Below are 22,857 nucleotides of genomic sequence, written 5' to 3'. Positions count from 1 at the left end.
GTCCCTCTGCATCAATGGCACGATATAAATAGTTCCATTTTCCTTTTATATTGATGTACGTCTCATCAATACGCCATTTGTCATAAGCTTTTTTATGCTTTTTCTTCCAAATCTGATATAAAATCGGGGCATATTCTTGAACCCAACGATAGATCGTTGAATGATGAACGTTTACACCACGTTCCCTTAATATTTCAGATATATCACGATAACTCAATGCATATCTTAGATAGTAGCCAACGGCTACAGTGATAACATCCTTGTTAAATTGTTTATATCTGAAATAGTTCATACAAAAGACTCCTTTTTATTAAAATTATAATATAAATTCAACTTTGCAACAGAACCATATTTAATATGATTAATATAGGTATTTGGCCAATGGTCATTCTAGCATTATTAATCATAGCTAATAGTATTTTTATGGTTTACAAGACAGTAGACGTTAAAAAACGCAAATGACAAAAAAGCAATCTCACTCTTAATTTATGTGAGATTGCTTTTATTTATCATAACAATATAATGACGTTTCAAGCACATTATTTAATGTTACAAACACTTCTTCAACTGTATAGTTATAGTCATTTTCTACCCAACGTCTTAGTACTTCTATTACGCCACTACTGTAAAAATCAGCTACAATTTCAGGATGTTTACTTTCTCTAATCTTTTGCGCTAAGGGGCCACGCTTACGAGTTGGGTTATTTAACATCATTTCGCGACTCACATTCGTTAAACTTCTAAATACATCTGCCTGTCGAGACGAAACTAATAGATGCTTAAAAATCTTTTTATTATTACCAATGTAATAGATAAAGTCTTCAAATGATTCAGGGGTTGTAATGTCTGCTGATGTGTCACTTTTAGCTATAATTTGTTGTGTAATAAAGTCAGGTAAAGTGTAGAGTAATTCATATTTATCTTGGAAGTATCTATAGAACGTACTGCGGTTGATTTCTGCAATATCACATATTTTTTGAACCGTGATTTCATCAAAATGATAATCATGTAAAAGTATAAACACTGTTTCATGAATATGTTTAATCATACGCTTTTGATTTGCTGACGGCATTATCTGATTCTCCTATTTATTTAATCTAGTCAGATAGCCTGACGTAATAAGAGTAATTTATCACAATAAAGTTGATTTTTCCAAACATAACAACTGATACTACGTTTAAATTTGTTTATAAAAAAAGAGTAAATAAGTTATTTGAAACGTTTAATACTATAAGAGCGATATAAAAAAGTAGGAGCGAAACTGAGTTTAGTTTCACTCCCTCGCAATAATAGCTACGATTGAGAAGAGTTTGTCTTAAGCGCCTTCTCAACTCGGTTTGCTACTGTAAATTTGCATTATGAGTTTTAAATATGCTACACCAAACGAGCATATTCTTTATTTGTCTTTCTTTACTTTGTAATTAGATAGTCTCAATACCTTCTAACCATTCATCTACTTTATTATCATTATCATCCACATAGTCTTTAGCTACTTGTTCTGGATTTTTGTTATCAACAAAGATTTTTTTAGCTAATTTGTCTTCGTCAGATTTACTCCAATCATCTGCCATACGTGTTGCAACTGTGTATGCAGCTGGATGTGCTTCTTTAAAGTCTTTGTTAAATACTAAGTCAATATGTTGATTATTATTACCATAAATGTTGTCTGGATCTTTCAACATTTTAACGTCTAATTCTTTAGAGAACCAGCTAGGTTCCATTGCTGTGAAGACGATAGGTTCTTGTTGTTTAAAAGCAGATTGAATTTTCTTGAATTGGTCTTGGTCAGAACTTTCTTTCAAGCTATATTTATCCAAGTTGTCACTATCAAGTTCATCTTTAGTTTCTTGCATAACGCCATTACGTGCGTCTGTGCCTTGAATTGCCCAATCTACAGATTTTCCGAAGTCACTGTTTTTTAAGTCACTAATTGAGTCGACATCTTGCACGTACTTAGGTACGGCTAAACCTACTTTTGCGTTATCAATTAAATGTTTATCATCATAAATTGTTAATTTACTTTTGAACTTATCGTAGTAACTTTTATCAGTAGTAGGGAATATACCTGATGCATGGAATGAATCAGAGTTCTCTGATACAGCAGCATATAACGGGCCACTTGCTGTTACTGGTGTAGTTGTTACATCATAACCTGCTTTTTTCAATACTTCTGCTATAACTAGTGAACGTGGTGTTGAATTATCACTCGCGATATAAGATATTTCGATTTCTTTATTACCAAGTGATGTTTGACTATCGTCTGATGAACCACTACCGTTACCACTATTACCACAAGCACTTAGCACTATGGCTAAGGCTAGTGTGGCTAGTAGTCCTAAGAATTTCGAACTACGTCGTTTTAACATAACGTGTTTCCCCCTTTTTAATATTAGTCTCTAAGTTCGTCATCATGACGATGTTGAGATGATCGGTTATATCTATCGTAAACACCTTTGTTGTTTTCACGAGCGTATAACATTAATGCTTTGAATAATACATCTTGATCAATATTGCTATCAGTTAATTCTTTGTATAAGTTTGTTGTTTTATCAAAATTTGAATCATGATAATCATGGTTATCATTTTGATGATCATGATTGTTGTGACGATAATCATCATTTCTATCGTAATTGTCTTGATAGTGTCGATCATTATAATTACGTTCATCATGATGAGTATGGTCGCCATCTTGAGTATAAAGTGATTCATAGTCGATATCATCACGTTGATTATCATATTGATGTTGGCGATGATGCTGGTCATGATGATTATTTAAATGCACAGAACGGTTATAATCTTCGTCATTATAATTGCGATTGTAGTTACGTTTGTCATTTTGATAAACATAGTTATCTTTGTCTTGTCTAGAGTATTCACTATTTTTATCGTTGACATGACCTTTTTCAGAAGATGTGTCGTGATGATTATCTTCTTCTAAAGCTTTACCTTCAACGTCAACGTTTGGCAATACTGCACCTAACCATTTAGGAAGGTACCATGAAGCTTTACCAAAGAGTTTCGTCAATGCTGGAATTAATGTCATACGTACGACGAATGCGTCGAATAACACACCGAAACCTAATGCGATACCCATTGACTTAATTGCACTGTCATCTTGGAAGACGAATGCGATGAATACACTGAACATAATAAGTGCAGCAGCTACGATAACAGGTCCACTTTCTTTGATACCTACACGGATTGAATGATCATTATCGCCAGTCTTACTGTATTCTTCATGTACACGTGTCATTAAGAAGAGCTCGTAGTCGATGGCAAGTCCGAATAACAATCCAATTGTGATTACTGGAAGGAATGCAAGTAATGGTCCTGTGTTTTCAATACCAAATAAGCTACCCATAAAGCCATGTTGAATGACTAATGTTGTGAAACCTAATGTAGCCATTAATGAAAGGATAAAGCCTAGTACTGCTTTTAATGGAACTAAGATCGAACGGAACACAATCATTAATAAGAAGAATGCTAATACAACAATAACGCCTGCAAATACTGGAATAGCGTTGTTTAGTTTTTCTGACATATCGATGTTAATAACACTTTGTCCTGAAATTTCAGTGCCATAGTCATATTTTTCTTGCGCTTGGCTATGATAATCACGTAAATCATATACTAGATTTTCTGTTGACTGTGAGTTCGGTCCTTTTTCAGGAATGATTGTGAATAATGCGTAATTGTTGTTGTCAGTTAGTTGTGCTTTTGAAACTGTATCAACATTATCAATGTCTTCTAAATCACTACGCATATTATTTAAATCACGTTCGATAGTGCTTTTACTTCCACCATCTTTTGTATTTACTAACATGACAATTTGTCCGTTATAACCTTCGCCAAAATTATCTGAGATTAATTTATAGGCTTTGTATTCTGATGAGTCAGTTGGTTTTAAACTATCATCTGGAATACCTAAACGCATGCCACTGACTGGTATAGCAGCTAAAATTAAAATAATTAAACTTACAATAACAGCGATAACTGGCTTACCAACAATAAATTTTGCCCAAGAATGATCTTTAGGGTCTTTACTTTTAGTTGGTTTATCTTTAATTTTAATACTTTTATGGAAGATACTGATTAGGGCAGGTAATAGTGTTAATGCTGCTAATACTGCAAATAACACACTAATCGCTGAAGCGAATCCCATAACCGCTAAGAAGTCGATTCCTACAAGTGATAAACCACAAACAGCAATCATAACTGTAAGACCAGCGAATATTACAGCACTGCCTGCTGTACCCACTGCTGTTGCAATAGCTTCTACAGTATCGACACCTTTTTTCTTAAGTTCTTTAAATCTAAATAGAATAAAGAGTGAGTAGTCAATACCAACAGCTAAACCTATCATTACAGCTAGTGTAAGAGTGAAGTTTGGAATATCAAAGATATATGTTAATAATGCGATGATACCAACACTTGAACCTAAACCGATGATTGCACTAATAATTGGCATACCAGCTGCGATAAGTGAACCAAAGGTAATAAGTAAGATTACGAATGCTACGATGATACCGACAATTTCTGATGTACCACCAGGTTCGGAATTCATAGCGCCACCTTGAGTTTTTTCAATTTGCACATTATGGTTGTCAGTTACATCTTTTAATTCTTTGTCGATGATATGTTTAGAAGAATCTTTTAATCCAGTTTGTGGAACTACATAACTTACGTTAGCGATAGCAGTATCGCCTTCATCATTAACTTGTCCACTGTCATATGGATTAGAGATATTTTGGATATAATCATCATTTTGTCTGATATTGTCTAAAGCATCTTCAATATCTTTCTTCGTATCTTTATTATTGAGTCCATCATTCTTATTAGAATGGAAGACTATTTTCATCGAGGCTTTCTCACTGTCCTGATGAAATTCTTTACTGATTTTATCGTTTGTGTCTAATGACTTAAGGCCGTTCATAGTGATGTCACTGTCAAACTTCGGTGAGTTTATCATTAATGGCGTGATAATAACACCTAGTATAACAAGCCATCCTATAACACTTAGCCATTTGTTCTTAGCTATAAATTTTCCTAGTTTGTATAATAGCTTTGCCAAGACATTTCCCCCTATTTCATTAATTTATATCGCTTAAAGTATGGGTAGTGTGCTGATGTTTTGTGAGCAATTACATTAAATCGATACCTCAAATTAAGCATATTTAAAATGTTACATTTGATAATGTAACAAGTTATACCCACGTTCGGTACCATTAAAAGTTTTACGTCGTTGGAAAATGCAACACTTTGGAAAAATTGTTGGTGAAAATAGCGTGTATTAAGGAGATATATAAGAAAACAGGTTCTGTTGCAAAGTTAAAATTATATGCACATCTATACAAAACTATAAAAGCAAATATTGTTTTAACAGTAAAGAGTTTTATTAGTATTAATTATTTTTCGTTTTTCAGTATAAATATTACATGATTTTTAACTTTGCAACAGAACCCTATTTATTATTGCGTAAAAAATACCTGAGACAACAAATGATGTCTCAGGTTCTTAATCTATCTCTTAAGTTATTTTTTAATTGGGAATAAACTATCAATTTTGTCTATTTCACCTTGCGATAATTCAATATTTGCAGCATCAATATTTTCAACAACTTGCTCTGCACGTTTTGCACCAGGGATGACAACATCTAGTGATGGACGTGTAAGATAAAATGCTAATACGACATTGGCAATCGTTGTATCATGTGCCTCTGCAATATCAGTTAATGCTTTTACACGACGCACATTATCTTTGAATACGTCTGGTTGAAAATCAGGACGTTCTGCACGATGATCCTCAAATGTTTGATTTTCATCGTACTTGCCAGCTAGTATACCTGAAGCAAGTGGGAAGTAAGGAACAAATGTAATATTATTTTCTGCAGCATATGCCATTACTTCTTCATTTTCACGATGTAATAAATTGTATTCTAATTGAACAACATCAACATATCCATCTTTATTCGCTTCTTTTAATTGTTCTAAAGAGAAATTAGATACACCTATTGCTTTAATTTTACCTTCATCTTTAAGCTCTTTAAGAGCCGCCACCGCTTTATCTTTTGGTGTATCGTCATCAGGAAAATGAATATAATACAAATCAATATAATCCACTTGAAGACGTTCCAAACTATTTTCAACTTGCTGTTTTAAATATTCTGGATCGTTATTTTGAACAACTTCTTCATTTTCTTTAATAACATGCGAACCTTTTGTTGCAATTTGCACTTTCTCGCGTGGATATTTTTTTACAACTTGTCCAACTAATTCTTCAGAACGTTCAGGCCCGTAGATATATGCTGTATCTAATAATGTTATACCATTATCAATAGCTTGACGTACAACTTCTTTCCCTTGCTCTTCATCCAAATTAGGATATAAATTATGACCACCTACTGCATTTGTACCTAATGCGATAGGAAAAACATTGACATCAGATTTACCTAATCGTACTTGTTTTACCATTAAAAGTCATCTCCTTTATTTAAAATACTTAAATATATTATACCCAAATCATAACTTATTCATTCATGTTAATTATCTATTAGAAGCAAGTATCTTGACCTTAAAATCATTATACGCTTTAATGTAACTAATGAAGTTACATTAAGGTGGGTAAAAATGAATTTAGAATTCAATATTGCAGTACATGTACTATGTTTTCTTGCTCAACACGATCAAGAACAATTCAATAGTAAAGAATTAGCTAAATTAACATGTCTGAACCCTGTACAACTTAGACGCGTTCTAGCATATTTAACTGAACACAACTATATCAAAGTTCAGCGTGGTAAAGCAGGAGGCTACCAAGCCAATCAACATACTGCTCAAGTAGATTTAGCCAAGTTATATCAACACTTTGTTTTAGATAAAAATAATAGCCAAAGACGATTTACTGGCGCTTCTGACAGTCATTGTCAAATTTCTAAGAAAATTGCTCATACAATGTCACATTATTATTCTCAAGAACATCAAATAATATTAGATTTTTACAAAGATAAAAATATTACAGATGTTTTGGCAGATATTTTACAGGAGGGGTAAAACCATGAAAAATTATGATTTGATTATTATTGGTTTTGGAAAAGCAGGTAAAACATTAGCGGCACATGCTGCTAGTCACGGACAAAAGGTTGCAGTGGTAGAACAATCAACAAAGATGTATGGCGGTACATGCATTAATATCGGATGTATACCGACTAAAACATTAATTCATGATGGTATTGAAGGTAGTTCATTCAAAGAGGCTATTACTAGAAAAAAAGAAGTCGTACAGGCATTGAATAACAAGAACTATCAAGGCTTAAATTCAAAGGACAATATAGATGTTCTAAATTATAAAGCTAATTTTATTTCTAACGAGGTAATAGAACTACAAGATAATAATGGAACAATTCAAGAAACAATTACAGCAGATAAGATAGTAATCAACACTGGTTCACGTGCAAATATCCCAGATATCAAAGGGATAGATACAGCTCAAAATATATATGATTCTACTGGATTACTAAATATTGACTATCAACCTCAAGAACTTGTTATTATTGGTGGTGGTTATATCGCTCTCGAATTCGCTTCAATGTTTGCAAATTTTGGAACACATGTAACAATTCTTGAGCGTGGTGATGCTATCATGACAAATGAAGATCAAGACATTGCAAATCTTATTGTCAAAGATTTACAAGATAAAGGTGTGACTATAAACACTAATACTAGTACTATTGCATTTTCAAACAATAAAGATCAAACTATCATACACACAAATCATGGAGAAATATCAGCTGATACTGTGCTCTTAGCCACAGGTCGTAAGCCAAATACAAATCACTTAGGTCTTGAAAATACAGATGTAAAAATCGGAAAACAAGGTGAAGTAATTGTAAATACACATTTGCAAAGTACAGTGAAACACATATACGCTGCAGGTGATGTTAAAGGTGGATTGCAATTTACGTATATTTCACTCGATGATTATAGAATCATTAAATCACATCTATTTGGTGATGGTTCTAGAACAACTGAAAATCGTGGTGCAATACCTTATACGGTCTTTATTGATCCTCCTCTATCTAGAGTAGGACTAATTGCAAGTGAGGCGAAATTACAAGGATACGATATTCTAGAAAATAAAGTCTTTGTCAGTAACATACCCCGTCACAAAATCAATAATGATTCCAGAGGTTTATTTAAAGCAGTAATTAATAAAGATACAAAAGAAATTTTAGGAGCGTCATTATATGGCAAAGAATCAGAAGAACTGATTAGCTTAATCAAACTTGCTATAGATCAACATATTCCTTACACAGTATTAAGAGATAATATATACACACATCCGACAATGACCGAATCCTTTAATGACTTGTTTTTAGAACCACTTTGATCTCTGATCATTAGTGGTTCTTATGCAGGTGAATCCTTCTCCTTCGCTCCACTCTATACTTTGATCTCTGATGATTAAATACTACAAATGTAGGAATTATCTATTATGACTATTTAAAATTAAAGACCGATAAATTCATTTTTAGAACTCATCAGTCTTTAATAAGAATATGACAGTATTCATATTTAATGCTTTCTTCTATCATATTACAAAGTAATGAAAATTAAATGGCTTCATATATTCGAATTTGCAACTTAATTATGTACTACTAACATCAAAACCACCCGCGACAATCATTCATGTCTCAGGTGGTTTTGATTTATTTATTTCTCTGCTTTGTGCTTCTTTAACTTTTCCTTAAGTTTGCGATCTTGTTCTTCTTTACGACGTTTTCGTTCTTCGTTACGTTTTCTTAGTCGCTCTTCTTCTTCTGGATCACGTGGTTTTTTTAATTGTTTTGTAACCTTTTCCATAAGTTCTTCTTCGGTTAATGCAGCAAGTGGTCGATTATTAACAAATGCAAATGTTTTACGCCGACCTGGTCCACAATAAGATTGACAGCCTATTTCAATTTCAGCTTCCGGATCTAATTTTTCTAATTTTCGCTTCAAAGATTTTAAATTCACAGCCTGACACTCATCACAGATTAAAAATTTATTTTTCATCTTGCTACCCACCTTTCTATATAAACTCTTCCATCATCGTTAATATAACTCTATTTATTTTACTCTTTTTACTATAAAATTCAAGATACTTTTCACTTTAAAATTCATACATACCATATACTAATAAAATAAGAAAGTGGAACTGAATACACAGTCCCACCCCCGGTTGAGCCTCGAACCCTAAATGACTTATATCACGAGTTACTTTACTTATTGTCCATGGTAAATTTTAAATTTCAATGGTTTGATATCATTCATTTGCCATTCGTTATAAATAATATTTTTATCAATTACCTTATTGATAATAGTAATGCCGCAATCGCCACCACCAGCACCTGAAGTTTTAGAAGCGCCACCGTGCTTTTCACCGACATCACATAATTTTTTTAGCTTATCTGTTTCAATTTCAACTGATGCTTCGTTATCCATAGATTGAATAATACGTCTGTTTATACGTATCATCTTTTGAACACCTTTGATATTATTAGTTTTAAAAGCTTGGATTAAACTTTCTACACAAGCATGAGATTGATCTAAAAAATCACCATAAAAACTTGGATCTGATTTTAAACGTTTGACTTCACTCACTAAGTGTGGAGAAGAAGCTGGGGACCCAGTCCATCCAATAAGGACTTCCATATTTTCGGGAGCTTGTAAAGGTTCGATATGTAAGCCTGGCCAATTTTTTTCCAAAACATCATTCACCGATGTTTCTTCCATTTGCTGTTTCACCCAGTCATGGTCGAACGTACTATATGCAAGCCAACCACTGTAGACACTAACCGCAATATCACCACATGAACTTAAACTTTGTAATTTCATATTTGCAATTACAGCTAATTTATAAATATAAAGGTTTGATAATTCCAAACCATAGAATTCATTCAAAGCTTTAACAACAGATACTAAAACAGCGGCGCTTGAACCTAATCCGTACTTCTGACCAGAGTTATCTGCTAAGTTACTATCAATGGTTAAATGAAAGTGCTTTAAATTCATATTGCAACTGCGCACATACTGTTCAAACACTTCTATAGCTGTCACAACATATTTCAGTTGCTTAGCAGCTTGAACATCTGAGATTTCAATTCTATCTTCATTACGGTCAAATTTAACTGGTTCATAATGTAATGTTTTGGAATGAATACTACCTTCAACTTTATTTGACGCCTCAATTGTCGCCGTTACAAAGCGATTTACTGCAATAAGAATAGATTTATATCCTGGTTCGGTTACTGCATACTCGCCTGCAATATAAAGTTTTCCGGGGGCTTTTACCTGAATCATTCTATCTCTTCCTTACTTAATAATTTCAACGCCAGAGCTGATGATATCACTTGCTATAATCTTCGATTCGTCAAATACTTTTAAAAATTGTTCCATCACAGCTTGTTTATTTTTCTTTTCTACTAAAACTTTTACATTGGGACCCGCATCCATTGTAAAGTAACAAGGTAAATTGGCTTTTCGACACTGTTCCACAATCGCCATAGCATCGTAGCTTTCTTGCACTAAATACGTAAAAGGAGGTTGAGCACCTAAGTTAGTGGCATGCATACGTAAACCATTTGCTTCAATGACTTCGCCTAAGCGTTGAAAATCTTGGTTTTTAACTGCCTCTTTAGCTTCATTTAAATCTTCATCAACGTGATCCAACCAATATTGATAGAATCTAGAAGTATCTCTTGTTAGTGACATACCTGACCTACTAGATACTTTTTTTGACTGATTATTAATCACTACAAATATCATTGATAAATCTTTTTCCCAACCATTGGAATTAATTCCATGTGCATATGAGGTCAAATCATCATGCCCTTTTTCCCATTCAGCAAATCCACCAAAAATACTTCTAGAAGCAGAACCTGAACCACGTCGAGCTAAACGTGATAAGTCTGTATCTGATAAGTTCAATGACAAAGCTTCATTACAAGCGGCAGCTAAAGCAGCGTAAGCACTCGCTGAAGAAGCAAGTCCAGCTGCTGTTGGCACATGATTCTCACTTTCAATTCGCGCATGCAAACGATTTCCAGCCAAATCTCTCACTATATTCATATAGTTTTGAATCTTTTCTTTCTCTTTGGCATTCACTTCATTTCCATTTAAAATAAGGCGATCTTCAGTAAAATCAGGGTCAAAAGTCACTTTTGTTTCAGTATAAAATCGATCTAAGGTAATTGATAAACTATTATTCATAGGAATAATGTAAGTTTCATCAGCTTTCCCCCAATACTTAATCAACGCAATATTTGTATGTGCTCGTGCTTTGCCACTTTTCACCAATGATTTAACCTCCTAAATGTTCAATCCATGTATGTGCTGCGCCAGCCTTTTCAACTGCAGCAACAATAGTTTTTGCAGTTTGTAAATTTTCCGCAAGAAGAAGCATGCTGCCACCTCTTCCTCCACCAGTTAGTTTACCAGCAATGGCACCATGTTCTTTCCCAATTTGAAGTAATTTTTCTATTTTATCGTGACTTACTGTTAAATGTCTCAAGTCTTCTTGACATGCGTTAAATATGTCAGCCAAATGATGGAAATCATGCTGTTCAATCGATTCACTAGCTCTGTGAACAAGTGTACCAATGTGCTCTACATATTTCATATATTCATCAGATTCACACAGTACGTGAACATCTTCCACTGCTTGTTTGGTAGAACCCTTTACTCCGGTATCAATGACAACCATATAACCATTCAATTTTAGTGATTTTAATGTTTCGGCCTTCCCTTGTTTAAACCATACAGGTTTATTTGACACAATCGTTTGCGTATCGATACCACTTGGCTTACCATGTGCGATTTGCTCCGCCCAATTTGCTTCTTTAATCAATGTTTTGTCATCTAAAGGTTGATCCATAAAATCATAACTGGCACGTACAAACGCTACTGCTACTGCAGCACTTGAACCTAAACCTCTTGATGGAGGCAAGTTAGTTTGAATTTTTACTGATAGTGGTTCTTTCACTCCACTTTTTTCAACAAAGCGATTAATGATAGACTTTAGATGTTCGGGAGCATCGTACAACATTCCGTCATATACGTCACTTGTGATAGAAGAATAATTTCCTTCATCTAAACTTTCAATGAGGACTTTAATTTTCCCAGCATTAAATGGAATTGCGATTGCCGGTTGACCAAATGTAACTGCGTGTTCACCCATTAGAATAATCTTTCCAGTAGATTCTCCGTATCCTTGTCTAGTCATATTTTCTCACCTTTATATACCTTCTTTAAAATATCACTTCATAAGATGTACTGACGATGTTAAAATGATTGACTTGCTGTTTAACGTGATATTAATTTAATTTCTTTACATATTCATCTTGATTGATGTCACTTAAATGTCAATTTTATCGAATACATTTATTATAAAGCCAATAATCAAGCGTTCATTATAACTATTTAAAAGTAAAATAACAACAAAAAAGTATAATAACTTTTTGTTTGAGTTTTCACAACACTTTAATATTATAAAACTCTTTTAAAGAGTTATCAAAATCATGAAATATATTTACCTTAAATGACAATTTTGTAAACATCGTTAAATTTTTTACTAAAGTTTTTAAAATTTTCCACCTCAACTATAATACTACAAATTTGTGATAGAATATATATCATTTTCTAACAAAGTCATCTTAACTTTTGTTTGAAAGGTATTTTTATTAAACAAAATAGTACTAGGATTGAATTTGTTGTCCTCTTTTAACCTCGAATAACACTTGTCTTTTTTATTGGTTTTCCATGTAAAATTCTCTTGGTTAGAACCCCTTTGATTGAAAATTTATATAAAAATATTTTCTATTCACATCAAGTATCACTGCTAATACGTAAAAAAACCTGAGACAATTATTTTGTCCCAGGCTTATTTTTTTGACTTATCTATAGTGTCACCTTGCTAAAAATCTAATTTTTCATTTATTTTCGCATTGCGTTCTAGCATCTTATCATAGTACCCCTCGTAACGTGTCCACTCGTCTTCTGTAATAGGATCCATATTTAAGTTTGCCCCTAAATCTTTTAGTGCATATAATAATAAAAACATAACATCTTGCACTTTAATTTCTCTATTTAAAAGAGTTTCTAAAGATGCCATACATGAGGGATCTATGTCTGGATAGTGAAACTTAGTAGTCTGCCCTTTAAGTGCACGTTGATAAAACTGTTGCATCATTAATGCCCGTTCTGAGCCAGAACCTTCAATACATAAGTATATTTGCACTGCGATACCACCACGTACTCGTCGCTGAGAAATCCCGGCAAATTTCTTATCATTAATACTTAAATCAAATTTTCCTGGGCAATACGATTGCTCAATTTCTTTAGTATCGATACTAACATCTTCATCCTCAAACATTTTACTAATCAATAAATACATCACTGTAAAGGCTTCATCAATAGTCGTTTCGGTTTGTCCTTTAAAAATCAAAGATATATTTAATATTCCTTGATCTAATACGACACCCAAGCCACCAGAATTCCTAACAATCGCATTATATCCTTGTTCATCTGTAAGAAAACGAATACCATCACTTAAAAATGGTAAACGCGAATCATGAATGCCCAAAATCACGGTGTGTTGATGTATCCACGTTCGTACTACATTACAAGATAAGTCTTTACCAACGCTTTCGGAAAAAGTGTCATCAAACGCAAAAGATTGCATGGGCTCTAAACCACTTGAATGATCGACATAACGCCAGTTGATTTGATTAAAATATTTAGTTGCTAAGTCCATTATTGTAAGGCTTGAGCAGCTGTAATAATAGATAAGTTATAAACGTCTTCAGTTGAGCAACCACGAGATAAATCATTGACTGGAGAGTTTAATCCTTGTAGGACTGGTCCTACTGCATCGTATCCACCTAAACGTTGAGCAATCTTATAACCAATATTACCTGCTTCTAGACTAGGGAAAACAAATACATTCGCATCACCTTGAATTTTTGCACCAGGTGCTTTCTTCTCTGCTACGCTAGGAACAATAGCAGCGTCAAATTGGAATTCCCCATCAATAACTACATGCTCTAATTGATCCGCTTCAGCTTTTTCTTGAGCTAACTTCAATGCTTCTTGCACTTTAGTAACATCATCCGATTTAGCAGAACCTTTTGTAGAAAAGCTTAACATAGCTACTTTAGGGTCCATTCCAAAGCTTTGTGCTGATTTAGCACTCTCTACTGCAATTTCAGCAAGTCCTTGAGCATCTAATTCTGGATTAATAGCACAATCCCCAAAAATATATTGTTCATCACCTTTAATCATAAAGAAAATACCAGATGTTCTAGATACACCAGGTTTAGTTTTGATAATTTGTAATGCTGGTCTTACTGTATCTCCAGTAGAATGTGCAGCACCACTCACTAAACCTTCAGCCTTTCCAGTATACACAAGCATTGTTCCGAAATAATTTACATTATCTAATAATTCAACTGCTTGTTCTTTAGTTGCCTTACCTTTACGTCTTTCAACAAAAGCATCTACAAGCTCATCTTTAAGTTCACTCGTCGCTGGATCTATGATTTCAATTTGCGTTAAATCTAAAGCGTGTTTAGACGCAAGAGATTTAATATTATCTTCGTTTCCTAAAACGATAGGTGAAACATAGTCAGTTTTTTGTAGCTGAGTCGCAGCAATGAGCACTCGTTCATCTTCACCTTCAGGTAATACTATTTTTACATTTTTTCCGGATAATTTGTCTTGTAATACAGATAATAAATCAGCCATAATATCCTCCTTAATTCTCTCTTATAATAACGTTTACATAGTAAATTATACGTTATTTTTTATCAGAATTCCATTTCGCTTTTGTAAACATTTTTTTAGTAGTTAAATGAATGTTTGTGATAGAATTTGAAATGAATCCAATAAGAATTTTGAAAAAGGAGAGATTGATAATGAGTGAAGCAGCAGAAACTTTAGATGGTTGGTATAGCTTACATTTATTTTATGCAGTAGACTGGACAACTTTTCGTTTAATTGCTGAAGATGATCGTGAAGCAATGATCACTGAATTAGAAACATTTGTTAAAGATAAAGCAGTTGCTAGAGAATCACATCAAGGTGATCATGCAATTTATAACATTACAGGTCAAAAAGCGGACCTTTTACTATGGTTTTTACGTCCAGAGATGAAAGAGCTAAATCAAATTGAAAATGAGTTTAATAAATTACGTATCGCAGACTATCTCATTCCAACTTATTCCTATGTGTCAGTGATAGAATTAAGTAATTATTTAGCAGGCAAATCTGATGAGGATCCTTATGAAAATCCCCACGTTAAGGCACGATTATACCCTGAATTACCACATTCTGAATATATATGTTTCTATCCAATGGATAAACGACGCAATGAAACTTATAACTGGTACATGTTACCTATCGAAGACCGTAAAACTTTAATGTATAACCATGGGATGATAGGTCGTAAATATGCTGGTAAAATCAAACAGTTTATCACAGGTTCAGTAGGTTTTGATGACTACGAATGGGGTGTTACATTATTTTCAAATGATGTACTTCAATTCAAAAAAATTGTCTATGAAATGCGTTTTGATGAAACGACTGCTCGTTATGGCGAATTTGGTAGTTTCTATATTGGGCATATTTTAAACATCGAAGACTTCAAACAATTTTTTAGTATATAAGTTAAAGTGAAAAATTAACCCTACACACCAGAATCATAATTTACTGGTGTGTAGGGTTTTTAATATGTAGAAAAGATAATACCTTATCTTAAATTTAATGACTATAAAAATTTTAAGAGCCTGTACAATTAAGATGTACTAGGCTCTTATGTTGTAGTATCCTTGGGAGAACTTTAAATCACTACTACGTATATAGTTAACCTCATAGAATATACCGTCGCTACTCAATATATTCACTGTCATCGTTAACTAATATTATTTTAACCTTTTTGAAATATTTGAAACATTATATAAAGGTAAATGTACAACTATAAGGTTTTTTTTAATATTTATTATAAAATTCATCTATATAATCATTATTTTATCTGCTTAACTCTATGAAAATGACTTTAAATAACAAGTTGCACGTCATGTAAACCTCAAGGGTTGTGGCGTTTTCCTAAAACCTTTACTATAATTATAATAATGATTTATTCTTAATTTTAAAAAAATTTGGTGATGAAATGAATAAGGATACAATTGAAACATCTCATGAAGCATTGATAAAAGATGTTGTTATGATTACTGCTCGTATATTACTAGAATCTGGAGCAGAAGGTACACGGGTAGAGGATACCATGGCACGTATTGCTACAAAATTGGGCTATCCTGAAAGTAATAGTTTCGTGACTAATACTGTAATTGAATTTGTTTTACATAACGAAGCATATCCTCGGTTGTATAGGATTAAAACTCGAGATACGAACTTAATAAAAATTTCTCAAGCTAATGAAATCTCACGTCAAATTACAAATGGCACGATGACGCTTGAAGAAGCTAAGTATCAATTAGAGGAAATATATGTTGCTAAAAGAGATAGCAGTCTACCCTTCAAAGGAATTGCCGCAGCAATTATCGCTTCGAGCTTCCTCTATCTACAGGGAGGTCGTCTGGTTGATATCATCACAGCTGTATTAGCTGGAACGATTGGATACTTAGTAGTAGAAATATTAGATCGAAAGCTACACGCACAATTTATTCCAGAATTTATAGGTTCTTTGGTAATAGGTATTATTTCTGTAATTGGACATGCATTTGTTCCTAGCGGAGATTTAGCTACAATTATCATTGCCGCGGTCATGCCTATTGTACCTGGAGTACTTATTACAAATGCTATTCAAGATTTATTCGGAGGACATATGTTAATGTTTACAACAAAATCTTTAGAAGCTTTAGTTACTGCCTTTGGTATAGGCGCTGGTGTAAGTTCAATATTAATTTTAGTCTAGGAGTGCACTCATATGTTTTGGATATTTAATTTTATATTTAGCTTTCTTGCTTCACTCTTTTTCTGTGTCATATTTGATGCCCCTAGGAAGTTGTATTTTGCTTGTGGCTTTGTCGGCGCTTGTGGATGGATGGTTTATACTCTATTATTTAACGGCTTTGAGCTCCATACGATTTACTCAAGCTTTTTCGGAAGTTTAGCGTTAGGTCTACTTAGTCATTACATGGCTCGTCGAAAAAAAGAGCCTGTAATTATTTTTATGGTTACAGGTATTATACCTCTAGTTCCAGGTGGACTTGCTTATGATGCCACTAAAAACTTAGTGTTATTACACTTTGGTAAGGCGATTAACACAATGCTTGAAGTGACATTAATAGCAGGTGCTATTGCTTTGGGTTTATTATTTGCTGATCAAATTTCTAAAATCGTTATTTCAGGTTTTGCGCGTACCAGAAAAAGATTGTAATATCAATGAAATCTTTCGCTAAAAATTAACGTTACTCTAACCAATTAAATTTATGGTTAAATATTGTTGGAAAATATATGATAAATAAAAATCCCAAAATGAAATTCTCAAAAATTTCATTTTGGGATTTTATAATATTGTCACAAAATAACTTTTAAATTTATTTATTCGTTGAATTAGATTGGCCAGGTTCATGAATCATCTCTAAAACTTCGTCTTCAGAATGATTTAAAATCAATCGACTCATTTCATCATTATTCATTTTCTTAAGTTTTGGCAAGCGAATGATAAAAAAGATTAATCCTATTACCAACCAAATTCCTAAAGCGATGTATGATGGTATCGAAAGTGCTGCAGGAGAACCTGGAATAAGCAATAAACATAAGAACACAAAGGATACAATCGATCCTATAATACCAAAAATTTTATAAACTGGTGCATACGTATTACTCTGTTTATTAAAACTAAATAATTTCGTAGCAGATAAACAAGTAATAAAATATGCAATTGAAACACCTGTAGATGACATATCTACAATCCATGTTAATGCCGTTCTACCTAACCAAGGAGCAATTAAAGATACAGCTACTAAGAAAATAATAGCGACATATGGTGTTTTATGTTTACTGTGTAATTTACTAAATACTGTTGGCATAATGCCAGAGCGCCCCATTGAAAATAGTAAGCGACTCGAACTCATTAAAAATCCATTTAATCCAGTAAAAATCCCCATAATAATTGCCACTGCTAATACTGCAAGGCCAATAAAACCGAATGCATCTTGAGTCACTGCACCGGTAAGCCATAAGTTACCATTTAAACTTGTTGCTTGTGTACCTAGCCAGCCTGTGTAAAGTAACATCACTACATAAGTGAGTGACGCAGCTAGTAAACTATAAACAATAAGTTTAAACGTCTTGTTAGGAGAAAAGTTAAATTCTTCAGCAGTTTGCGGTATATTATCAAACCCTACGTACGCCCATGGTGCAATAGAGACAATCATAATGATTGATTGAAACCATCCTTTATCTACACTTGCTAATGGCTCTAAATGACTCAAACTAAAGTGACTGCTAAAGAAAGAACCTATAAACATAAGTGCAACTACAAGGACCATTGCAACACAGAAGTAATATTGTAACGAACCAGACACACTGGCACCTCTAATAGTAATCAACATAAACACTATAAGTAGCACTGTTGCGATAACAATTTCAGTTATGTAAACATCCCAACCAGCTACTGTATATAACTTTCCGTTGTTCAAAACATTTGGTAATAAAAATTTAATCAACAAACTGAATGCTGTCGCATTTAACGCAACAACACAAACATAGCCAAATGTTAAAAACCATGAAGAGAAAAAGCTTACATATCTTCCAAAACTTAAAAAACTAAAAGCAAATGCGCCACCAGAAACAGGAAATTTTTCAACGAGTGCGCCATAACTTACTGCAATAAGAATCATCAATAACGCACCGATTACTATACCTATTGAAGAAGCAATAGGCCCTGATTGTTTAATCCAATCTCCTGGTAATATAAAAGCGCCCCATCCGATACACGAACCATATGCAATAGCCCATACAAATTTCTCGGAAAGATTCTGCTTAAGGTTACCTCTATCTACATTGTTATTTTTATTTTCCATAAATAAAACTCACCTCGAGAGTATAGTATACCCTAAAAGGTGAGTGAATTAACTCATGAACTTTTACCATTAAATTGTAAAGAACGTCATATTGTAACAAGATTGTATGAAGTGATTACCCTGCGAATTTAAGTGTAGCAATTACAAGAACAAGCCAACCAATTATAAATAGAACACCACCTATTGGCGTAATTGCACCTAAAATACGAACTTGTGTTAAGGCTAAGAAATACAAGGAACCACTGAAAAAGACAATACCAAAGAATAATAACCAACCAGCCCAATTTACATTCATTGATGTTGTACCACTTATTAAACCTATAACTAACAGACCTAATCCATGATACATTTGATAAGTTGTTGCTTTTTCCCATATTGACATGTATTTATCTGATAATTTACCTTCCAATCCATGTGCTCCAAATGCCCCAGTACCGACAGCCATCATTGCATTTAATGCACCTAAAATAATAAAAACTTTCATCATTTTGAATGTACTCCTTTATATTTAAAAATCAAAAATAGATTCACCATTACCAACATGATCATCTGTAATCATCATATTATTAGAAGTATGATGCTTTTTCATTGATTGTGGTACTTTACCACCCATTGCTTCTATTTCAGCTGCAGTTACATCATGTTTTTGTGAAGTCTGTTGTTTCATCTCATAATCATCTTTTATATTACTATTCATTGGTTTAGAACGATTTAATTTCTCTATTGTTGAACGACTTTGATGAGAACTAACAAGAGATGTGAGCATGTGTATAGCATACATATGCTTTTCAAATTCAGTATCTGTCTGAGCTTCATCTGCTTGTACCAATTCTTGCTCAATCAATTGTAGAATCTGTTCTTTGTTCATTATTCTCACCTAACTTTCACACCACTGAACTGGTGTTTTTCCTTTAGATTTTAAATAATTATTTGTAGTTGAATAAGGTTTAGAACCAAAAAATCCTCTAAAAGCCGATAGTGGACTAGGATGTGGCGATTTAATAATTAAATGTTTAGATGTATCAATGAATCGTTCCTTTTGTTGAGCAGGTCTTCCCCAAAGAATAAAAACAACATGCTCACGATAATTAGAAACAGCTTGTATGATTTCATCCGTAAATGTTTCCCACCCAATATTTCGATGTGAATGTGCTTCACCTTGTCGAACAGTCAATACCGTATTTAATAGCAAGACACCTTCTCTTGCCCAGTCTTGTAAATGGGGCGAAGTTCTATGACACCCTATATCATTTTCTAGTTCTTGATACATATTTCTTAAAGATGGTGGAAATTTAGCATGAGGTTGCACTGAAAATGCTAAACCATGTGCTTGATTAGGACCGTGATAAGGATCTTGTCCTAAAATAACAACCTTGATATCTTCAAAAGGCGTTAAATCAAATGCTTGATAGATATTTTTTTTATCTGGATAAACGATTTGAGTCGTATATTCTTTTTCTAAAAAGTCATGCATCGCCTGAAAATCATGGCGTGTTGTTATATCATGAAATACCTCTGACCATTTCATTCGTTTTCACCTCAAGCTACATTTTAACATATTCATATTGGAAAAATGACTGATTTTATAAGCATTAATTTTTGTAAACCTTTATATATTTTAGGTTTACAATCTATCTATTTTTAATTATATTACAATTACTATAGATAAATTTCAGTAGTTTGGAGTGTTATATATGTGTACGGCTATTTCTTTATATACAAAACAACGTTATCATTATTTAGCTAGAACGATGGACTTTGCATTTGAATTTAATGGTATCCCAACCATTGTTCCACGTCATTATCACTACCAATTTGATCTAGATTCAGACATGCGTCTTGAATATGGTTTTGTTGGAACAAATTTAAAAGTAGGACGTTATAGATTTGGTGATGGTATAAACGAAAAAGGTTTAGCTATTTCGAACCATTACTTCACTGGTGAAGCCTCATACAGTACCCATAAACGTTATGGTTATTTTAACTTAGCACCTGAGGAGTTTATTGTTTGGGTTTTAGGTTTTAATAAAAGTATTAGCGAATTAAAACAAAAGGTTAAGAAGATCAATATTATGAATGAAAAAAATACAACTTTGAATATCGTTCCTCCTTTACATTTCATGGTCACTGATGAAACAGGACATACCGTAGCCATAGAACCTTACAATGGCTTATTAATAGTTAAAGATAATTATGTTCATACCTTAACAAATGCGCCTAAATTAGATTGGCATCTATCTAACTTAAGAAATTATGCTTATTTAACACCACAGAAATCAACCAATCAATTAATAGGTAAAATGCTAGTAAGATCAATGGGCTGTGAAGCAGGAACAAATGGCTTACCGGGTGGTTATACTTCAACAGAACGTTTTATACGGGCTACATATTTAAGACACCAACTACGCTGTTCCCATAATGAAGATGAAAATTTAATGAATTGTTTTAAAGTTCTAGAATCAGTCAGTATCCCTCAAGGTGCAGTTATCGATGCCAATAAAATACATTACACACAATATCAATTAGTGATGGAAAGTAAAGAAAGAAGCTATTATATTAAGCCATACTTTAGTAATCAAATTTTCAAAATAAAATTAACTGAAGATCTTTTAAGTAAGAATGAGTTGACATTCTTACCTATTAATCACGAATTAAAGATAACATCAATACAGTAACTAACGTATGATGATTGATTTTGAATTTTACAAAATATAATAATTTAGCGTACGCGATAAACATGATATGATAAAGACACTAGAAATTAATGGGAGTGAATGAATGATGGCTTTAAAAAAAGTATTAACGATAGCTGGTTCAGATACAAGTGCTGGTGCCGGTATGCAAGCAGATCTTAAAACGTTCCAAGAACTTGATGTATATGGAATGGTAGCTTTAACATCTATTGTGACAATGGATAAAGAAACATGGTCCCATGATGTAACACCCATTGATATGAATGTCTTCGAAAAACAACTTGAAACAGCAATATCAATTGGACCTGATGCTATTAAAACAGGGATGTTAGGAACACAAGACATTATTAAACGTGCCGGAGATGTTTTTGTTGAATCTGGTGCAGACTATTTTGTAGTTGATCCAGTAATGGTTTGTAAAGGTGAAGACGAAGTACTTAACCCAGGAAACACAGAAGCAATGATTCAATATTTACTACCTAAAGCTACAGTAGTTACCCCGAATTTATTCGAAGCAGGTCAACTCTCTGGTTTAGGAAAATTAACATCAATTGAGGACATGAAAAAAGCTGCTCAAGTGATTTATGACAAAGGCACACCTCATGTCATTATTAAAGGTGGCAAAGCACTCGATCAAGATAAATCTTATGACTTGTACTATGATGGCCAACAATTTTATCAATTAACTACTGACATGTTCCAACAAAGTTATAATCATGGTGCAGGATGCACATTTGCTGCTGCCACAACAGCTTATCTTGCGAACGGTAAATCTCCAAAAGAAGCAATCATTGCTGCTAAAGCATTTGTAGCTTCAGCAATCAAAAATGGTTGGAAAATGAATGACTTTGTAGGACCTGTTGATCATGGTGCATATAACCGTATTGAACAGATTAACGTTGAAGTCACTGAGGTTTAAAAATACTAGATTGTATAAATACTAGTACATTTTAGCCCTAATTTATAGGCTCATTTAATTCCTACAAACTTTGTAATTATAATTAAATCAATATCTATATAGATGTGGAAAGCCTGGGACAAAAAGGTCCAAGATAAGTAAATAAAGACAATTTCTATTGAAAT

General features: G+C 33.2%; 22 protein-coding genes. 7 read left to right on the top strand and 15 right to left on the bottom strand.

Translation table 11 applies throughout. From position 1 onward, the window contains the following. The 5 genes from HMPREF2663_RS07145 to HMPREF2663_RS07125 all read right to left on the bottom strand — a co-directional run. Positions 1-292 (bottom strand): IS6 family transposase (locus HMPREF2663_RS07145; RefSeq protein WP_141762236.1); only part of this gene is annotated, 292 nt, incomplete at its 3' end. Positions 293-502: 210 nt separating this feature from the next. Next, positions 503-1,072, bottom strand: a complete 570-nt coding sequence (locus tag HMPREF2663_RS07140; protein ID WP_046044338.1) for a TetR/AcrR family transcriptional regulator — start codon at positions 1,070-1,072, stop codon at positions 503-505. A 349-nt stretch (positions 1,073-1,421) separates the two neighbouring features. Continuing rightward, positions 1,422-2,366, bottom strand: a complete 945-nt coding sequence (locus HMPREF2663_RS07135; protein ID WP_001832065.1) for a glycine betaine ABC transporter substrate-binding protein — start codon at positions 2,364-2,366, stop codon at positions 1,422-1,424. Positions 2,367-2,389: 23 nt separating this feature from the next. After that, positions 2,390-5,071 carry an MMPL family transporter gene (locus HMPREF2663_RS07130; protein ID WP_001832045.1) on the bottom strand — a complete coding sequence of 894 codons (2,682 nt, stop codon included), beginning with the start codon at positions 5,069-5,071 and terminating at the stop codon, positions 2,390-2,392. A gap of 460 nt (positions 5,072-5,531) precedes the next feature. Beyond that, complete coding sequence (locus tag HMPREF2663_RS07125) at positions 5,532-6,470, bottom strand: aldo/keto reductase (protein WP_058703201.1); 939 nt, start codon at positions 6,468-6,470, stop codon at positions 5,532-5,534. A 156-nt stretch (positions 6,471-6,626) separates the two neighbouring features. On the opposite strand from HMPREF2663_RS07125, the gene hypR reads away from it, so the two are divergent. Beyond that, on the top strand, positions 6,627-7,049 hold the full coding sequence (gene hypR, locus HMPREF2663_RS07120; RefSeq protein WP_001832072.1) for a redox-sensitive transcriptional regulator HypR: 423 nt from the start codon (positions 6,627-6,629) through the stop codon (positions 7,047-7,049). 4 nt (positions 7,050-7,053) lie between these two features. Next, positions 7,054-8,385, top strand: a complete 1,332-nt coding sequence (gene merA / locus HMPREF2663_RS07115) for a hypothiocyanous acid reductase MerA (protein WP_002456011.1) — start codon at positions 7,054-7,056, stop codon at positions 8,383-8,385. A gap of 323 nt (positions 8,386-8,708) precedes the next feature. On the opposite strand, the gene HMPREF2663_RS07110 is transcribed toward merA, so the two are convergent. The 6 genes from HMPREF2663_RS07110 to pta form a co-directional block, all read right to left on the bottom strand. Beyond that, positions 8,709-9,050, bottom strand: a complete 342-nt coding sequence (locus HMPREF2663_RS07110) for a YuzB family protein (protein WP_002438738.1) — start codon at positions 9,048-9,050, stop codon at positions 8,709-8,711. A gap of 210 nt (positions 9,051-9,260) precedes the next feature. Beyond that, a complete protein-coding gene (locus tag HMPREF2663_RS07105) occupies positions 9,261-10,337 on the bottom strand; it encodes a phosphomevalonate kinase (protein WP_001832075.1) in 1,077 nt (358 codons plus the stop codon). A gap of 12 nt (positions 10,338-10,349) precedes the next feature. Further along, entirely contained in the window at positions 10,350-11,333 is a 984-nt protein-coding gene (gene mvaD, locus HMPREF2663_RS07100) for a diphosphomevalonate decarboxylase (protein ID WP_002469363.1), read from the bottom strand. Positions 11,334-11,337: 4 nt separating this feature from the next. Then, a complete protein-coding gene (gene mvk, locus HMPREF2663_RS07095; RefSeq protein ID WP_002445774.1) occupies positions 11,338-12,258 on the bottom strand; it encodes a mevalonate kinase in 921 nt (306 codons plus the stop codon). A 690-nt stretch (positions 12,259-12,948) separates the two neighbouring features. Continuing rightward, positions 12,949-13,788: a lipoate--protein ligase family protein gene (locus HMPREF2663_RS07090; RefSeq protein ID WP_002445773.1), complete on the bottom strand. Its 840-nt coding sequence runs from the start codon at positions 13,786-13,788 to the stop codon at positions 12,949-12,951. Further along, complete coding sequence (gene pta / locus HMPREF2663_RS07085; protein WP_002486803.1) at positions 13,788-14,777, bottom strand: phosphate acetyltransferase; 990 nt, start codon at positions 14,775-14,777, stop codon at positions 13,788-13,790. The genes HMPREF2663_RS07090 and pta overlap by 1 nt, the downstream gene beginning before the upstream one ends. Before the next feature lie 170 nt (positions 14,778-14,947). Here pta and hemQ point away from each other — a divergent pair, with 170 nt between their 5' ends. The 3 genes from hemQ to HMPREF2663_RS07070 all read left to right on the top strand — a co-directional run bounded on the left by hemQ (position 14,948) and on the right by HMPREF2663_RS07070 (position 17,430). After that, the gene (hemQ, locus tag HMPREF2663_RS07080) at positions 14,948-15,697 is read left to right on the top strand and encodes a hydrogen peroxide-dependent heme synthase (protein WP_002458373.1); all 750 of its coding nucleotides are present in this window, start codon (positions 14,948-14,950) and stop codon (positions 15,695-15,697) included. Positions 15,698-16,200: 503 nt separating this feature from the next. Beyond that, a complete protein-coding gene (locus HMPREF2663_RS07075; RefSeq protein ID WP_002445770.1) occupies positions 16,201-16,965 on the top strand; it encodes a threonine/serine exporter family protein in 765 nt (254 codons plus the stop codon). Between the two features lie 12 nt (positions 16,966-16,977). After that, on the top strand, positions 16,978-17,430 hold the full coding sequence (locus HMPREF2663_RS07070) for a threonine/serine exporter family protein (RefSeq protein ID WP_002445769.1): 453 nt from the start codon (positions 16,978-16,980) through the stop codon (positions 17,428-17,430). 160 nt (positions 17,431-17,590) lie between these two features. Here HMPREF2663_RS07070 and HMPREF2663_RS07065 read toward each other — a convergent pair whose 3' ends face one another. The 4 genes from HMPREF2663_RS07065 to HMPREF2663_RS07050 form a co-directional block, all read right to left on the bottom strand. Then, complete coding sequence (locus tag HMPREF2663_RS07065) at positions 17,591-19,081, bottom strand: APC family permease (protein WP_002445768.1); 1,491 nt, start codon at positions 19,079-19,081, stop codon at positions 17,591-17,593. Positions 19,082-19,196: 115 nt separating this feature from the next. Beyond that, positions 19,197-19,565: a DUF423 domain-containing protein gene (locus HMPREF2663_RS07060; protein WP_002495847.1), complete on the bottom strand. Its 369-nt coding sequence runs from the start codon at positions 19,563-19,565 to the stop codon at positions 19,197-19,199. Between the two features lie 24 nt (positions 19,566-19,589). Next, on the bottom strand, positions 19,590-19,949 hold the full coding sequence (locus HMPREF2663_RS07055; RefSeq protein WP_002445766.1) for a DUF5327 family protein: 360 nt from the start codon (positions 19,947-19,949) through the stop codon (positions 19,590-19,592). 9 nt (positions 19,950-19,958) lie between these two features. Continuing rightward, positions 19,959-20,609 (bottom strand): uracil-DNA glycosylase, encoded by a 651-nt coding sequence (locus HMPREF2663_RS07050; RefSeq protein ID WP_002445765.1) that lies wholly within the window; start codon positions 20,607-20,609, stop codon positions 19,959-19,961. Between the two features lie 166 nt (positions 20,610-20,775). Between HMPREF2663_RS07050 and HMPREF2663_RS07045 the strand changes: the two genes are divergently transcribed. Then, the gene (locus HMPREF2663_RS07045) at positions 20,776-21,756 is read left to right on the top strand and encodes a choloylglycine hydrolase family protein (protein ID WP_002475493.1); all 981 of its coding nucleotides are present in this window, start codon (positions 20,776-20,778) and stop codon (positions 21,754-21,756) included. Positions 21,757-21,862: 106 nt separating this feature from the next. Next, positions 21,863-22,693 carry a bifunctional hydroxymethylpyrimidine kinase/phosphomethylpyrimidine kinase gene (gene thiD, locus HMPREF2663_RS07040; protein ID WP_002458379.1) on the top strand — a complete coding sequence of 277 codons (831 nt, stop codon included), beginning with the start codon at positions 21,863-21,865 and terminating at the stop codon, positions 22,691-22,693. Positions 22,694-22,857: the final 164 nt, after the last annotated feature.

The organism is Staphylococcus sp. HMSC077D08 (assembly GCF_001837945.1).
GTDB lineage: Bacteria > Bacillota > Bacilli > Staphylococcales > Staphylococcaceae > Staphylococcus > Staphylococcus epidermidis.
Note: the sequence above shows the minus strand (reverse complement) of the source record. Positions and strands in the feature narration are given on the sequence as shown.

Excerpts from the sequence above, each read along its gene's own strand:
- HMPREF2663_RS07140 (WP_046044338.1), bottom strand. The coding sequence starts at position 1,072 with ATGCCGTCAGCAAATCAAAAGCGTATGATTAAACATATTCATGAAACA.
- HMPREF2663_RS07135 (WP_001832065.1), bottom strand. The coding sequence starts at position 2,366 with ATGTTAAAACGACGTAGTTCGAAATTCTTAGGACTACTAGCCACACTA.
- HMPREF2663_RS07125 (WP_058703201.1), bottom strand. The coding sequence starts at position 6,470 with ATGGTAAAACAAGTACGATTAGGTAAATCTGATGTCAATGTTTTTCCT.
- hypR (WP_001832072.1), top strand. The coding sequence starts at position 6,627 with ATGAATTTAGAATTCAATATTGCAGTACATGTACTATGTTTTCTTGCT.
- merA (WP_002456011.1), top strand. The coding sequence starts at position 7,054 with ATGAAAAATTATGATTTGATTATTATTGGTTTTGGAAAAGCAGGTAAA.
- HMPREF2663_RS07110 (WP_002438738.1), bottom strand. The coding sequence starts at position 9,050 with ATGAAAAATAAATTTTTAATCTGTGATGAGTGTCAGGCTGTGAATTTA.
- HMPREF2663_RS07105 (WP_001832075.1), bottom strand. The coding sequence starts at position 10,337 with ATGATTCAGGTAAAAGCCCCCGGAAAACTTTATATTGCAGGCGAGTAT.
- mvk (WP_002445774.1), bottom strand. The coding sequence starts at position 12,258 with ATGACTAGACAAGGATACGGAGAATCTACTGGAAAGATTATTCTAATG.
- HMPREF2663_RS07090 (WP_002445773.1), bottom strand. The coding sequence starts at position 13,788 with ATGGACTTAGCAACTAAATATTTTAATCAAATCAACTGGCGTTATGTC.
- pta (WP_002486803.1), bottom strand. The coding sequence starts at position 14,777 with ATGGCTGATTTATTATCTGTATTACAAGACAAATTATCCGGAAAAAAT.
- hemQ (WP_002458373.1), top strand. The coding sequence starts at position 14,948 with ATGAGTGAAGCAGCAGAAACTTTAGATGGTTGGTATAGCTTACATTTA.
- HMPREF2663_RS07075 (WP_002445770.1), top strand. The coding sequence starts at position 16,201 with ATGAATAAGGATACAATTGAAACATCTCATGAAGCATTGATAAAAGAT.
- HMPREF2663_RS07070 (WP_002445769.1), top strand. The coding sequence starts at position 16,978 with ATGTTTTGGATATTTAATTTTATATTTAGCTTTCTTGCTTCACTCTTT.
- HMPREF2663_RS07065 (WP_002445768.1), bottom strand. The coding sequence starts at position 19,081 with ATGGAAAATAAAAATAACAATGTAGATAGAGGTAACCTTAAGCAGAAT.
- HMPREF2663_RS07060 (WP_002495847.1), bottom strand. The coding sequence starts at position 19,565 with ATGAAAGTTTTTATTATTTTAGGTGCATTAAATGCAATGATGGCTGTC.
- HMPREF2663_RS07055 (WP_002445766.1), bottom strand. The coding sequence starts at position 19,949 with ATGAACAAAGAACAGATTCTACAATTGATTGAGCAAGAATTGGTACAA.
- HMPREF2663_RS07050 (WP_002445765.1), bottom strand. The coding sequence starts at position 20,609 with ATGAAATGGTCAGAGGTATTTCATGATATAACAACACGCCATGATTTT.
- HMPREF2663_RS07045 (WP_002475493.1), top strand. The coding sequence starts at position 20,776 with ATGTGTACGGCTATTTCTTTATATACAAAACAACGTTATCATTATTTA.
- thiD (WP_002458379.1), top strand. The coding sequence starts at position 21,863 with ATGGCTTTAAAAAAAGTATTAACGATAGCTGGTTCAGATACAAGTGCT.